Below are 13,498 nucleotides of genomic sequence, written 5' to 3'. Positions count from 1 at the left end.
GGTAGTATGAAATTAATTGATTTCATGCATGCCAGTGGGATTTCGAATGCTTGACCCTTTACTGTTGCGCAGCTTCGTCACAGTCGTCGAAGCCGGCAGTTTCACCCGCGCTGGCGAGCGCCTGCACCTCACCCAATCAACCATCAGCCAACAGATCATCCGGTTGGAGCAACGCCTGGGCTGCCGTTTGCTGGACCGCAGCCAGCGGCAGGTCTGGCCGACCGAAGCAGGCGAACGGCTGCTGGGCTATGCCCGGCGCATCCTGCGCCTGGAAGAGGAAGCGCGCCACGCCCTGAGCCCTCAGCAACCGGAGGTGGCGTTGCGTCTTGGGGTGCCGGATGACTTCGCGGGCGAGATTCTCACGACGCCATTGAGCCACCTGCTGGCCGAGCGGCCACGCATGCGCCTGGAGGTCGAGTGCGGCCTCAGCCTGCCGCTGCTGCACTTGTACCGTAATGGCGAACTGGACCTGCTGCTGGTCAAGCAATGGGGCGCTGACAGTGACTGTCATGCGTACTGGCCGGAACCGTTGGCCTGGGTCAGCAGTGCCAGGCACCCGATAACCGACCCCGTGCCCTTGGTGGTGTTCCCCGTGGGTGCGCTGTATCGCCAGGAAATGATCCATGCGCTGGAAGCGGCCGGGCGCCCTTGGCGTATCAGTTACTCCAGCACCAGCCTAGCCAGCATCAGCGCGGCAGTGAGTGCAGGCTTGGGGGTTAGCCTGATCCCGGCACGCAGTGTTGAACCCAGCCATCGCGTACTGGGTGTCAATGAAGGCTTCGCGCCCATCGCCGGGTTGACACTGGCACTCTACGCCCGCCCGGCGCTGGACGACGATGGCGCGGCACTGCGCGACAGTCTTGAGGCCTTGTGTGAGCGTCGCGCCGCACACTGAAAGCCCCAAGGCACCGTAACACTGCCAGGGCTCAAGATCGCTGGTCGCCTGTGTCGCTATTGGGTAAATTAGCCGCGCTCGCTCTAGGTGGGCTGTTCGTTCCCCTTACGCCAAGGAACCCACGTTGACTGCAAAGCCGCCCTCTTCGTCCTGGATTCACTCACCCTTGCGCAGCTTGCGCCAGCGTATGCAACGCGGCTCTACCCTCAACGATAGCCCCGCTCAGCAGTTGCGCCTGTGGTTCCAGCACAAAGCCCACGAACAGGGCTACACCCTGAGCCACAGCCAGCAACAGGTGATCGGCTTCATGGCCGGGCAGGTCGAAAAACTGGCGCGGGGCCAGGCACGCAGCCTGTACCTCTATGGCGGTGTCGGGCGCGGCAAAAGCTGGTTGCTGGAGGGATTCTTCCGGGCAATCATCCTGGAGCAAAAACGCCGCCTGCACTTTCATGACTTCTTCGCCCGGCTGCACGACGGCATGTTCCGTCATCGGCATGCCGACAATGCGCTGGCCTGCACCCTTGACGAGTTGCTCGAGGACTGCAAAGTCCTGTGCTTCGATGAGTTCCATGTCCATGACATCGGTGATGCCATGCTCATCACCCAACTGTTCAAGGCGTTGTTCGAGCGACGCATCCTGCTGCTGGTCACCTCCAACTACCCACCCGAAGGGCTACTGCCAAACCCGCTCTACCACCAGCGTTTCGAACCGGTCATCCGCCTGATCAAACAGCACATGCACGTCGTCGAAGTGGGCGGCGAGGACTACCGGGGCCTGCCGGGCAGCGGCAGCCACCAGCGTTTTACCCAAGGTTGCTACCTGTGGCCAGGCAATGCCGAGCAACGCGCTGCCCTCGACCTGCCATCGGCGCAGCCCACCGCCCTTGCAGTGGGAAAACGAGATGTACAGGCCTGGCTAGTTGACGGCGAGCGTGTTGCGTTCGACTTCGCGGCCCTTTGCGAACAACCCACCGCCGTCATCGACTACTTGCAATTGGCACAGCGCTTCGAGCACTGGGTCATCGATGGCCTGCCAAACCTGGCGGACTGCTCGATCGCCGCCCAGCAGCGTTTCATCAACCTGATTGACGTGCTCTACGACCAGGACAAGTACCTGGTGCTGATTGGCGAACAGCCATTGGAAGCCGCCCTGCAAGGGACAGCCAACGACCTGGCCCGCACCCGCAGCCGCCTTGGGCAGTTGCAGCAGATTGCGCAAGGGTGAAGCCTCGCGGTACATGGGGTTGGGGACAACGGAACAGAAAGTGCAATCAAGGTCAGCCCCCTCGTTTCTCGACCTACCCACAACCTTATCAGGACATATTTTTCACGGCCCCGAAGTCGGCTCTTGGGGTCGAAATATTTTTTATAGATTTTCAGAAATGCCCTACAGCACAGCTCAAACCCTTGTAATAGGATGACCGGCGGACTAAAGGAGTGTCACGCATGGCTAACCACGGTTACATGACCATCACCGGCAAGGCTCAAGGACTGATTTCGGCGGGTTGTTCAACCCAAGACTCTATTGGCAACAAGTGTCAGACAGCGCATGCAGACGAAATCATGGTGTTGTCTTACACCCACAACATGGTCAACATCGGAAATATTAATAAGCCTACACATAGTCCAATCATTATCACCAAAAACGTGGACAAGGCTTCACCGCTCCTCGCTCAAGCGCTCTCATCCAGAGAGGAAATAAGCTGCACAATCAGTTTTTATCGAGTGTCTTCTTTTGGATTGCAGGAGAAATTCTATTCTGTAACCATCAATGGCGGGATTATTGCTGACCTGACATTTGAAATGCCTCACGCTATTTTGCAGAGTGACGCCGAGCCGCAAGAACATGTAGCCATCCGTTACCGAGACATCACGTGGACTCACCACGTTGCTGGCACTAGCGGATATAGCACATGGGAAAATAACGAATGAAGCCAGCAAGTGAAAGCTGCATGCCAGGTAGCTGTGATTACTGGATGGTCAGTGCCGCTGCTGGAAAACTTGGGAACCAAGCCAGCACCTTAGGTGTTCGACATATCAAAGACGGCGCACTGCGTTTACAATTCAACCGCGAGATCGCTTATTACGCCAAAGGCATTGTTAATGATGTCTCGCAGGGCAAAAAAAGCCCTGAGCAAGGCCTACAGGACCTAAAAAACGAACAAGACAGCCTGCTAAGCCAGTCATTTGAGATCGCTCAGAAAGGCGTTGGCGCAATCGCAGGGGCATTTCAGATAGCAACAGGGGCCGGGATCTGCTACGGATCAGCCGGAACACTTTGCCTTTTCGCGGGTGTCCCGATGATGGCCCATGGATCAAATAACCTCTATGAGAACGGTCGTAACCTCTTGGAAAATCGCGCTGACACCCAAGGGCCCGTCAGGAAAGTTTATCAGGAGGGCGCTAAACTAATCGGTGGCGGGGTCCTTGAAGGCAATATGGCTTATGGTACTATTGACTTAGGGCTTTCTGCATACGGCGTCGGGAGAATGGTATTAAGACCAGACTCATGGCGACTATTTAGATATATACACACCGACTACATAAGATCATACAAAACAATGGGGGCCAGCACACTTACATTTGAAGCGGTAAGCGATAGCGTTACAGGTAGATCAATGTACCTGGAGCACAAAAATCAATGACAAGCACTATTATCGTTTCAGTTATATATCTCGCACTGTCCTTGATAACGCTTTTTTCTTTATATTTTTTATCGAGGTTTTTTTCCGGCGAAAACTTCAGGTGGAAATGGTTCTTTATATTATTGTCCCTAGCCATTTTCTTTGGGTCTTTTCACATGAGCACCGTGAAGTACGGGTACGATGTCGTTTTCCCTACATTAAAACCTATCATTCAAGGCAATGATGCCGTTGGATGGATTGCATTTGTAAGTATTTTTCTCCACACATGCTGTATTCCCACCCAATATGAGCCGAGACGCTGGTTTTCACGAAAGTAAACTCACACTAAATCAATATCCATCCAGTTGCAGATTTATGAACTGACAGCACCCTATCGACGCGATGAAGAGCTGGATAAGACCCTATATGACAGGCTGACCGACATCAGCCAGGAAGCCGAGATACGCAATTGCTTTATCGAGGCATATGCCTAGAAAGAAGGCGCTGGACACCTAAGTGCACGATCTATTCCGCTCCTGCGCAAACTCCAACATGGCCTGGAGCACAGGCCATGTTCCGTCAGCGCCTTAGCCTGCCCGAGCAAGGCTGGCGAGCACCGCCTCGATCTCATCCAGCACGGCGGGGTCATCGAGCGTCGATGGCGGTGTATAGGGCTGTTGATCGGCGATCTTGCGCAACACGGCCCGGAGAATCTTCCCTGAGCGCGTCTTGGGCAGGCGCTTGACCACACGAACCTGATTGAAGCAGGCCAGTGCACCGATCTGCTCGCGAACGCGGGCAACCAGCTCGCTCTGCAACTGCTGCTCACTGATTGGCGTCGCGTCCTTGAGCACTACCAGTGCCAATGGCACCTGGCCCTTGATCTCGTCGTAGACACCGATCACCGCACATTCGGCCACGGCCGGATGGGCGGCCACCAGGTCTTCCATTTCACCGGTCGAGAGGCGATGGCCTGAGACGTTGATCACATCATCGGTGCGCCCCATGATGTAGACAAAGCCGTCATCATCCAGGTAACCGCCGTCTCCGGTATGGTAGTAACCCGGATACGTCTGCAGGTACGACTGTACGTAACGTGCATGGTCGCCCCACAAGGTCTGGCTGCAGCCGGGCGGCAGCGGCAAGGCAATGACAATGGCACCTTGCTGATTCGGCCCCAGCAAATGCCCGTCGTCATCCAGTACCTGAACGTGGTACCCCGGTACCGCACGGTTGCTCGATCCTGCTCGCACGCCACTGCCATCAAGGCCGACACAAGGCGCTGTCACCGGCCAGCCGGTTTCGGTCTGCCACCAGTGATCGTGGACTGCCTTGCCACTGGTTGCCTCGAGCCATTGGTGGGTGCTGGAGTCAAGTTTCTCGCCGGCCAGGAACAACTGACGCAACGAGCTCAGGTCATATTTACGCAGCAACAGGCCTTCGGGGTCCTCCTTGCGAACCGCCCGCATCGCTGTCGGCGCGCAGAACATCCCGTTAACCTTGTACTGCTCTACCACACGCCAGTAAGCACCGGCGTCTGGTGTACGAATCGGCTTGCCCTCGTAGAACACACTGGTGCAGCCATTCATCAGCGGCCCGTAAACGATCAACGAGTGCCCGACCACCCAGCCCACATCGGAGATCCCCCACCAGACATCACCCGGCTGCATGCCATAGATGTGCTGCATGGCGAACTTCAGCGCCACGGCATTGCCGCCGTTTTCGCGCACGATACCTTTGGGTTTTCCGGTGGTGCCCGAGGTGTACATGATGTAGAGCGGGTCGGCAGCGCCCAACTCGACCGGCGCGACTGGTTCAGCGCTGGCGACGGCGGCCTGCCAATCCAGATCGCGTCCCTCGATCATCTCGGCACGAGCTTGCGGGCGCTGAAGTACCAGTACCTGCCTGGGTTGATGTTGTGCCAGTTGCAGGGCCCGGTCGACCAAGGGTTTGTAGGCAATGACCCGGTCGAACTCCAACCCGCAGGAGGCAGTCAGCAGCAGTTTTGGCCGGGCATCATCGATGCGCAGGGCCAACTCATTGGCGGCAAAACCACCAAACACTACCGAATGCACCGCGCCAATGCGGGCACAGGCGAGCATGGCCATGGCGGCCTGGGGCACCATGGGCATATAGATGATGACACCGTCACCCTTTTCCACACCCAACTGGCGCAGCAAGCCGGCCAGGCGTGCGACTTCGTCGCGCATTTGCAGGTAGGTAAAGGTTTGCTGGGTGTGGGTTACCGGGGAGTCATAGATCAGCGCGACTTGCTCGCCACGGCCTTGCTCGATTTGATAATCAAGGGCCAGGTAGCAGCTGTTCAAGCGGCCATCGCTGAACCACTGGTGCGTACCATCGGCGTTTTCGGTCAGCGTCTGTGTCGGTTTTCGGTACCAGGCCAAGTCATTGGCTTGCTCGGCCCAAAACGCAGCGGGGTCAGCAATGGAGCGATCATAGCAGTGCTGGTAAGTCATCGATGTCGAACCCTGAGCTTGTTGTTATTTAAGGGCGAACGATGAGTATGGACCGCTTCAATGAAGCCGCCATGGTACTAAGGTCTTATTTTTCGGCGCCGCACCGCGCCAATGAGTCCTCGAACACCTTCCACAATGCGGCCAGCCGTCGGGCATAGGCCTCAGGCCCGGCGTAGATCAGCTCCACCGCCAAACTGTCGACAATTCCCATGTAGGCATCCCGGTAGAGTACGGCCTGCTCATCCTCGAACGTCGGCCGATAGGCCTTCATGCGTGCAACGAACAACGCCGCCAACCGCGCCAGATAACCCTCGAAACCCGCAGAGATCCAGGCCCGCAGCTCCGTCGGCGGAAAAAACGCCGTGCGCAGCAGGAAACGCAAATGCGCCGACCCTAGATAGCGTTCACCCAGACGCTGGCAGTACAGCCCGCCGGGAACATCGCCATGCGGATGAGCAAAACAGTCCTCGACATACAACCGCTCTGCCTCCACCGCACGCTCGAAGACGGCCTGGAACAGGTCGTCCTTGCTGCTGAAATGCGCATACAACGATGGCTTGCGCATACCCGCCGCCACCGCAATGTCATTGAGCGAACAGGCGTCGTAGCCGCTGTTGGCAAAATGCTCGACGGCAATCACACATATCTTTTCTGCCGAAGGCGACAGGGTTCTCATGCAGCGTTCTCCAGAAAACAGTTACCCGGGCCTCAGTGCCCGGCCAGATGCTGCTGCTCGCCAGGCGCACAGCGCACACTGGCGCGTACCAGCACCGCTACCAACGCAGCCGACAGCGCCAGCAGCAGCGCCCAATGCGATGCGCCCAAAGGCGCCATGATGCCTGACAACGGCGTGGCGAACGACGAAATGATCAACTGAAACGCCCCCAGCAACGCCGCCGTAGAGCCTAGTGCACGGGTTTGTGAAGCCATGGCCATCGACATCAGCGTGGCCTCGGCAACGCCCAGCCCAAACATGGCCAGGGCCATGCCTGCGACGATCCCGACCAGCCCGCTGGCGGTAACAGCGCCAGTCAGTACCAGTAGCGAACCGAGCAACATACAGCCGGCACCAACCAACGCCAAACGCCCAAGCCCTTTGCGCGCCACCAGCCGCCCCGCCGTGATCGCCCCCAGCAAAATCGCAATGCCGGTGGCTCCGAACAGCGTGCCAAACGCCTCGACCGACAGCCCATAGTGGCGCTGATAGACGTACGCGGCGCCACCAATGTAGGCGAACAGGAAGAAAAACACTGCCGCCAGCGCCAACGCCGGGCGCAGGAACTGCCGGTCACTGGCAATCCCTGCATAGGTACGCAGGCACGCCCTGGGTCGAAAGGCCATGCGCTGGTCTGCAGGCAAGGTTTCCTTGAGCACCAGGCTGGCGTTCAGCAGCACGACGGCACCCAGCGCGGCCAACACCAGCATGACCATTCGCCAGCCATAGTGCGCACCAACAACGCCCCCCAAGGCCGGCGCAACAACCGGCGCCAGGCCTTCAATGGTCATCAGCAAGGCAAAGAGTTGCGCCGCCCGGGCGCCTTCGGCGACATCGCGCACCATGCTCATGATCACGACCAGCGTCAGGGCACTGCCCAAGCCCTGGACAAAGCGCGCCACAACCAACGCGTCGAGGGAGTCTGCGCGGGCCGCCCATACCGAACTGAGGATGAACACCAGCAGCCCTGCCAACAATGGCCGACGTCGACCCAGCATATCGATCAGTGGGCCAAACAACAGTTGCCCGGCGCCCATGGCCAGCAGGAACACCGTCAAGGTCAACTGCACGGCGGCGTATGACGTTCGGAATTCGGCAGCAATTGTCGGCATGCTGGCCAGGTACATGTCGACTGCCGAAGGGCCCAGGGCGCCGATCAGTGCCAGCGCCACGGCAAACCGAACAGGCGGTGATGGCGTTTTCGTTACGGTATGCATGTGCTCGATTTCCAATTCGCCCCAGACAAAACCTACCGGTCGGTAGGCTTCTGAGTGGCGCGAGCGTATACACCTCTTTTCAACGGGTCAAGTCATCAACACAGGCGGGCCGGAGCGACACCCCCGTTGCACGGCCAACAGGGCTGCCATTCCAAAGACGTACAACCTTAAGCGGGGGTGTGAGCCTGTTGGCGCAGGCGTTCGGTGTCTACACGAACAAACACCGAGTCGGCGGTCACGGTCAGGACATCACCGGCCCAGATTTCGCAAATCACCCGGCTCTTGCGCCCTACTTCGCCTTCAACGCGGGCCTTGAGCACCAACTCGACGCCCATGGGGGTAGGCTTGAGGTAGGTCAGGCTCAGTTGCCCGGTCACGCAGTCGATACGTGGCAGGCTACCCGGTTCACGGCCCTCGGCACGGTAGTGATAGGCCATTGCCGTCCAGTTGGAATGACAATCGACCAGCATCGCCAGCAGGCCGCCGTAGACCAGCCCCGGCCAACCATGGAATTCACTTGCCGGGGTGTGCTTGCACAGCACATGCACGCCGTCTTCGGCCCAATGGCTTTCAACGTGCAGACCGGTAGGATGGGAGCAGCCGCAGCCGTAGCAGGAACCCTCGGGCGAGGCCAACTGCTGAATGGAAAGTACATGGGTGTTGTTCATAAACGTCCTGATTGTTGTTATGGGAACAATTGCAGGACCGATGTTAACGCCATGCTGGCGTCTCGACCACCGGGCAGGCAACGAGACTGCCCGGCAGTGTGACGGGAAGGTATTAGCCTGCCAGACCGACGTAGACGTTTTGCACGTCGTCGTGGTTATCGATGGCCTCAAGGAAGGCTTCGACTTCAGCGAGCTTTTCTTCGCTGTCGAGGGTGACGGGGTTCTTCGGTACATAACCGATTTTCGCCGAAATGACGCTGAAACCGTGCTCAGGCAGCGCCTTCTGCACCGCATCCAGATCGGTGGTTTCGGTAATGAACAGGGTCGCGCCCTCTTCGGCAGGCTCGAAATCCTGGGCGCCGGCTTCGATGGCGGCCATTTCCGGGTCGGCGTCGGCGCTGTCCGGGCTGGCTTCGATCAGGCCAACGTGGTTGAAGTCCCAGGACACCGAACCCTCGGCACCCAACTGGCCCTTGCGGAACAGTACGCGGATTTCAGCAACGGTGCGGTTGACGTTGTCGGTCAGGCACTCGACGATCAGTGGCACCTGATGCGGAGCGAAACCTTCGTACTTGACCAGGGTGTACTGCACGACGTCACCCGACAGGCCAGCACCTTTCTTGATCGCGCGCTCCAGGGTTTCGCGAGGCATCGAGGCCTTCTTGGCCTGCTCGACCACCAGACGCAGGCGGGAGTTCATGTCAGGGTCGGCACCACCGCGTGCGGCGATCTGGATTTCCTTGGCCAGCTTGCCGAAGATCTTGCCCTTGGCATTGGCTGCTGCTTCTTTATGTTTGGCTTTCCACTGTGCGCCCATGTCGACTCTCTTTCTGTGCTTCAAGCGCCGGTTCAGGTAGCGACCGGCAAAGTGGGTGCAGTTTATACGCCCTCTTTGCCGCAATCGACAAAAAATCGCCTCAACCCTTGTCGGCCTTGCCAGCCGCTGCAGCAAACCTGGCTAGGTGCACATCCAGGCGGCGGGGTCGGCGCCCATGGTCTTCGGCCTGCTCCTTGCGCCGGATCGCATTGCGCACCATCAACGACCCCAGGTAACGGATCGGTTCAGGTGGAAAATAGCCCAACGGGCCATTGACCAGCGGCGAGCGCGTCCAGGGGTTGTCGAGCCCCAAAACCAATGAGGACAGAATCTGCCCGCCCATATGGCAAGGCCCCACCCCACTCCCGGAGTAGCCAAAGCCATAGAACACCTGGCCCTCGCCCTGCAACCGGCCAAAAAACGGCAAGCCGGTGACCGAGCGGTCAGAAGGGCCATTCCAGGTCGCCGCGATCCGTGCGTCGGCCAATGCCGGGAAAAACTCGCCAAGGCTTCGCCGCAACAACGGCTCGTAAGGCGACGGCTGATCGAACACCGGCAGCATTTTTCCGCCATAAGCAAAGGTATTACCGCCTTTGCCAAGCATCAGCCGGCCATCCGGGGTGTTGTGGTAGTAATGCACGAAAATCCGCGAATCCAGCACACTGATACCTGTGTTCAAGCCCATCTGTTCGAGTAACTGTGGGTACGGCTCTGTGATGATCATGTCGCTGGAGACAATCGCTACGCTGCGTTCGAACTGTGGGAACGCCCGTGCCATCCAGGCATTCAAGGCCAGCACCACACGGTCGGCGTGTACCGTACCGTGGGCGGTCTGTACCTGTGATTGTCGCCCCTGCTGCAGGCCGGTCATCGCAGTCTGTTCGTGGATGCGAATGCCCCGCTGCAGCGCGACCCGGCGCAAACCACGTACCAGTTTACCGGGCTGAACCGTTGCTGCCGCCGGCGAGAACCACCCCTCCAGGTGCTTGTGCGAACCTGCCAGGCGCTGCACCTGCGCCAATGGCAAACGCTGGAACGAATTCACGCCCTGGCGCTCCAGCGCGGCGATCACACGGTCTGTCGCCCCCACTTGAGCGGGGTTGGTGGCGGTGTACAGGGTGCCATCCAATCGGTAGTCGGCGTCGATGCCATGGGCAGTACAGTAGTCGCCGATAGCCCGAATACTCTGTTCCGACTCCCGGACCAGGCGCACGGCCTCCTGAACCCCAAACAGCCGCTCCAGCGTGAAATACTTGGCCGACCAGGACAAGGCACAGCCACCATTGCGCCCGCTGGCGCCTGCACCGCAGGTATCCGCCTCAATCAGCAGGATATCCAGCGTCGGCTGTTGCTCCTTGAGCATCAGCGCGGTCCACAAACCGGTGTAGCCGCCGCCGACGATGCATACATCGCAACGGCTGTCACCGGCCAGCGGCGCACAAGGCGCCGCCTCTTCCTGGTCCAATGCCTGCTGTAACCAGAACGGCCTCATTGTGTGTCTCCTTGTCGACTCAGGTGCGCATTGGCTTGATTGCCATTGATGTGTTCGGTGCGACGGCTGCCGTATCGGCCAGGCTGGCCGGGCGGCTGTTCCAATGCGGTACCAGTACCAGCGCCGAGAACAAGGCGCAGCCAGCAAACACAATGAACACCGTGACCGTATCGAAGTAGCCAGGCAGCAGGCCGCCAAGAATGGCCCCCACCGAGCCACAGCCATTGACGAAACCAGCAGCAGTGGCGCCCGCTTTGGCGGTACCGAAGTCAATTGCGGCGGCGCCGCTGATCATCGAATCCGGCCCATAGAGGGTCAGGCCCATGACAAACAGCAAGGCCACGACCAACATCACGCTGCCGGTGTGCATCGCACCCATGAACAACCCCAGCGTCACGGTCAACACCAGCAGACTGAGCACACAGGCGGGCATGCGCCGGGCGCCAAACAGTTTGTCCGAGGCCAGGCCAATCATGATCGGCCCCAGCAAGCCGGCCAGTTCAAACGCAGTGGGCACGATGGCCGCGCCAACCTTGCCCAGCGACGGCATTTGCTCGAAGACGATGACCGGCCCCCAGAGCAGAATCGCGTAGCGCGCCGGCTTCAACATGAAATAGGCCAGGCCCAGGGTGAGCACCGTGCGGTTGCGCAGAATCTCGCGTAGAGGTGCCCAGACGCTGCACAGGGTGGTACCAGGCACCATGCTTTCCGGCTCCGGCTCAACCGCCGGCAAGCCAACGTCCTCGGGCTTGTTGCGCTGCAGGAAGAAGAACAGCACTGCCACCACAGCGACCACCGCAGCACTGGAGAAAAATGCAGCGTGCCAGCTGCCAATCAGCGTGTACGCCCACCAGCCAGCAAACGGCGAGGCGACCAGGCCGCCGAAGGCGTAGCAAGAGCTCCACAGCCCCAGTACACGGCCGCGCTGAACCGCCGGGAAGAAGCTGCCAATGTTCTTGCACAGCCCTGCCCAGCCGGTGGATTGCGCCAAGCCCTGAATCAGCATGCAGGTGGCGAAAATCGGGAACGTCGCATAACTCCCCATGACCACCGCCGCGGCGGCCGAAATCACCAGGCCGCCCAATACCACCACCCTGGGACCAAAGCGGTCGGCGAGCATGCCCCAGGTGAACTGGCCGACGGCATAGGCCGTCAGGTAGATCGCATCGAGGTTGGCCATGGCCATTTTGTCGAGGGTGAAGCTGGGGTCTTCGCCAATGCCCAGTTTGGCCACCGAGAAAGCCTTGCGGGTGAAATAGAACGCCGCATAGGCCAACCAGGTGATGGCGAAGATCTGCATGCGCCAACGTTTGATGCTTGCGATGTGTTTATTCATGGTGAATCTGACCTCGGAATCTGAGTGTGCCGGCAGAATTGGGAAAAAACGCCTGTCTTGTTCTTGTGTTGCGCACTGCGTGACGGCCAAGCAAGGCCATCACCTGGTCAGATGGATCCCGGGGATACGCGGTTGTTGTTTGCGCTGTCGTCCAGAGCCCATGGCCCGGGACACACTCGAACGAATGTTGCCAGCGGGCTGAGAGCGATGGAAACAATTACTGACTGATAAATAAAATCGATTTATCGTATTTCAAATATAAGCTCAGCTTGTAACAGGTGCCGCCATGTCCGTTTCACACGCTCAACTCAAGGCTTTCCACGCGGTTGCGCTGCACGGCAGCTTCACCCGTGCCGCCGAACGATTATTCCTCACTCAGCCGGCGATCTCCGATCAGGTGCGCAAACTGGAGGAGCGTTTCGGCATCCTGCTGTTCCACCGCAACAAACGCTCGGTGCAACTGACCGATCTGGGTGAGCGCTTGCTGGGCATCACCCAGCGCCTGTTTGCCTGCGAGGACGAAGCGCACGAACTGCTGCAGGATTCACGTGCGCTGCAAACCGGCACCCTGGTACTGGCGGTAGACGCCCCGGTACACGTGCTGCCGCAGATCGCCCGGTTCTGCCAGCGTTACCCCGGCATCAGCGTAAAGATCGAGACGGGCAACACCGACGAGTCGCTGCTGCGCCTGTTCAACTACCAGGCCGACCTGGCCCTGCTGGGGCGCGATGTCGACGATCAACGGCTGCTCTGCGTGCCCTTGCGCGACGACCCGATGGTCGCCTTCGTCTCCCACCAGCACCCGTGGGCAAACCGTGCCTCGATCAGCCTTCAGGACCTCGACGACACGCCCATCGTGCTGCGCGAACCGGGCTCGGTGACCCGGCAAACCCTGGAAGAGGAAATGCAACGCGCAGGCCTGCGCATTCGCCCGGCGATTCAGGTCGAAGGCCGCGAAGCGGCGCGGGAGGCTGTGGTGGTGGGCATTGGCGTCGGGGTGGTGTCGGCGGCCGAGTTCGGCGCAGATGCGCGGGTTTGTGCCCTGCCGATTGTCGACTGCCAACGACGCTTGACCGAAACCCTGGTGTGCCTGCGCGAACAGAGCTCACGGCGACTGGTGGCAACCTTTCTGCAGATGGTTCAGGAAAGCCTGGATGAAGACAACCTCATGACGCAAAGCCCGCGTTCGACGCCCTGAATTGCCCCTGTGGGACGTTGGCTTGCCAACGATGCAGGCGCCACGCATTCACTGACGCC

12 protein-coding genes are annotated in these 13,498 nt (G+C 59.4%); 5 read left to right on the top strand and 7 right to left on the bottom strand.

What is annotated here, in order from left to right:
- Nucleotides 1–46: 46 nt before the first annotated feature.
- From AB7M23_RS17540 to AB7M23_RS17525, 4 genes are all read left to right on the top strand, one after another.
- Nucleotides 47–895, top strand: coding sequence for a LysR substrate-binding domain-containing protein (locus AB7M23_RS17540; protein WP_065758382.1), 849 nt, complete (start codon nt 47–49; stop codon nt 893–895).
- Between the two features lie 124 nt (nt 896–1,019).
- Nucleotides 1,020–2,120 (top strand): cell division protein ZapE, encoded by a 1,101-nt coding sequence (zapE, locus tag AB7M23_RS17535; RefSeq protein ID WP_454241504.1) that lies wholly within the window; start codon nt 1,020–1,022, stop codon nt 2,118–2,120.
- A gap of 221 nt (nt 2,121–2,341) precedes the next feature.
- Nucleotides 2,342–2,827: an Hcp family type VI secretion system effector gene (locus AB7M23_RS17530; protein WP_065758381.1), complete on the top strand. Its 486-nt coding sequence runs from the start codon at nt 2,342–2,344 to the stop codon at nt 2,825–2,827.
- Nucleotides 2,824–3,540: a DUF4225 domain-containing protein gene (locus AB7M23_RS17525; RefSeq protein ID WP_454241503.1), complete on the top strand. Its 717-nt coding sequence runs from the start codon at nt 2,824–2,826 to the stop codon at nt 3,538–3,540. Before AB7M23_RS17530 ends, AB7M23_RS17525 begins: the two co-directional genes overlap by 4 nt.
- Before the next feature lie 566 nt (nt 3,541–4,106).
- On the opposite strand, the gene AB7M23_RS17520 is transcribed toward AB7M23_RS17525, so the two are convergent.
- The 7 genes from AB7M23_RS17520 to AB7M23_RS17490 all read right to left on the bottom strand — a co-directional run bounded on the left by AB7M23_RS17520 (nt 4,107) and on the right by AB7M23_RS17490 (nt 12,241).
- On the bottom strand, nt 4,107–5,996 hold the full coding sequence (locus AB7M23_RS17520; RefSeq protein ID WP_102052282.1) for a propionyl-CoA synthetase: 1,890 nt from the start codon (nt 5,994–5,996) through the stop codon (nt 4,107–4,109).
- 85 nt (nt 5,997–6,081) lie between these two features.
- Entirely contained in the window at nt 6,082–6,672 is a 591-nt protein-coding gene (locus AB7M23_RS17515) for a TetR/AcrR family transcriptional regulator (RefSeq protein WP_454241502.1), read from the bottom strand.
- 32 nt (nt 6,673–6,704) lie between these two features.
- Nucleotides 6,705–7,928, bottom strand: coding sequence for a multidrug effflux MFS transporter (locus tag AB7M23_RS17510; protein ID WP_454241501.1), 1,224 nt, complete (start codon nt 7,926–7,928; stop codon nt 6,705–6,707).
- A gap of 167 nt (nt 7,929–8,095) precedes the next feature.
- Nucleotides 8,096–8,596 (bottom strand): PaaI family thioesterase, encoded by a 501-nt coding sequence (locus AB7M23_RS17505; protein WP_065758377.1) that lies wholly within the window; start codon nt 8,594–8,596, stop codon nt 8,096–8,098.
- A 112-nt stretch (nt 8,597–8,708) separates the two neighbouring features.
- Entirely contained in the window at nt 8,709–9,413 is a 705-nt protein-coding gene (locus tag AB7M23_RS17500; protein WP_102052280.1) for a YebC/PmpR family DNA-binding transcriptional regulator, read from the bottom strand.
- A 100-nt stretch (nt 9,414–9,513) separates the two neighbouring features.
- Nucleotides 9,514–10,905 carry an FAD-dependent oxidoreductase gene (locus AB7M23_RS17495; RefSeq protein WP_454241500.1) on the bottom strand — a complete coding sequence of 464 codons (1,392 nt, stop codon included), beginning with the start codon at nt 10,903–10,905 and terminating at the stop codon, nt 9,514–9,516.
- A 19-nt stretch (nt 10,906–10,924) separates the two neighbouring features.
- Complete coding sequence (locus tag AB7M23_RS17490; protein WP_102052278.1) at nt 10,925–12,241, bottom strand: MFS transporter; 1,317 nt, start codon at nt 12,239–12,241, stop codon at nt 10,925–10,927.
- Between the two features lie 286 nt (nt 12,242–12,527).
- On the opposite strand from AB7M23_RS17490, the gene AB7M23_RS17485 reads away from it, so the two are divergent.
- Nucleotides 12,528–13,439 carry a LysR family transcriptional regulator gene (locus tag AB7M23_RS17485; RefSeq protein WP_454241499.1) on the top strand — a complete coding sequence of 304 codons (912 nt, stop codon included), beginning with the start codon at nt 12,528–12,530 and terminating at the stop codon, nt 13,437–13,439.
- Nucleotides 13,440–13,498 lie beyond the last annotated feature (59 nt).

This window comes from Pseudomonas sp. HLS-6 TE3448, assembly GCF_053629555.1.
Note: the sequence above shows the minus strand (reverse complement) of the source record. Positions and strands in the feature narration are given on the sequence as shown.

Bases quoted from the DNA above. Each gene is read 5' to 3' on its own strand.
- AB7M23_RS17540 (WP_065758382.1), top strand. From the start codon at position 47: ATGCTTGACCCTTTACTGTTGCGCAGCTTCGTCACAGTCGTCGAAGCC.
- AB7M23_RS17530 (WP_065758381.1), top strand. From the start codon at position 2,342: ATGGCTAACCACGGTTACATGACCATCACCGGCAAGGCTCAAGGACTG.
- AB7M23_RS17525 (WP_454241503.1), top strand. From the start codon at position 2,824: ATGAAGCCAGCAAGTGAAAGCTGCATGCCAGGTAGCTGTGATTACTGG.
- AB7M23_RS17520 (WP_102052282.1), bottom strand. From the start codon at position 5,996: ATGACTTACCAGCACTGCTATGATCGCTCCATTGCTGACCCCGCTGCG.
- AB7M23_RS17515 (WP_454241502.1), bottom strand. From the start codon at position 6,672: ATGAGAACCCTGTCGCCTTCGGCAGAAAAGATATGTGTGATTGCCGTC.
- AB7M23_RS17510 (WP_454241501.1), bottom strand. From the start codon at position 7,928: ATGCATACCGTAACGAAAACGCCATCACCGCCTGTTCGGTTTGCCGTG.
- AB7M23_RS17505 (WP_065758377.1), bottom strand. From the start codon at position 8,596: ATGAACAACACCCATGTACTTTCCATTCAGCAGTTGGCCTCGCCCGAG.
- AB7M23_RS17500 (WP_102052280.1), bottom strand. From the start codon at position 9,413: ATGGGCGCACAGTGGAAAGCCAAACATAAAGAAGCAGCAGCCAATGCC.
- AB7M23_RS17495 (WP_454241500.1), bottom strand. From the start codon at position 10,905: ATGAGGCCGTTCTGGTTACAGCAGGCATTGGACCAGGAAGAGGCGGCG.
- AB7M23_RS17490 (WP_102052278.1), bottom strand. From the start codon at position 12,241: ATGAATAAACACATCGCAAGCATCAAACGTTGGCGCATGCAGATCTTC.
- AB7M23_RS17485 (WP_454241499.1), top strand. From the start codon at position 12,528: ATGTCCGTTTCACACGCTCAACTCAAGGCTTTCCACGCGGTTGCGCTG.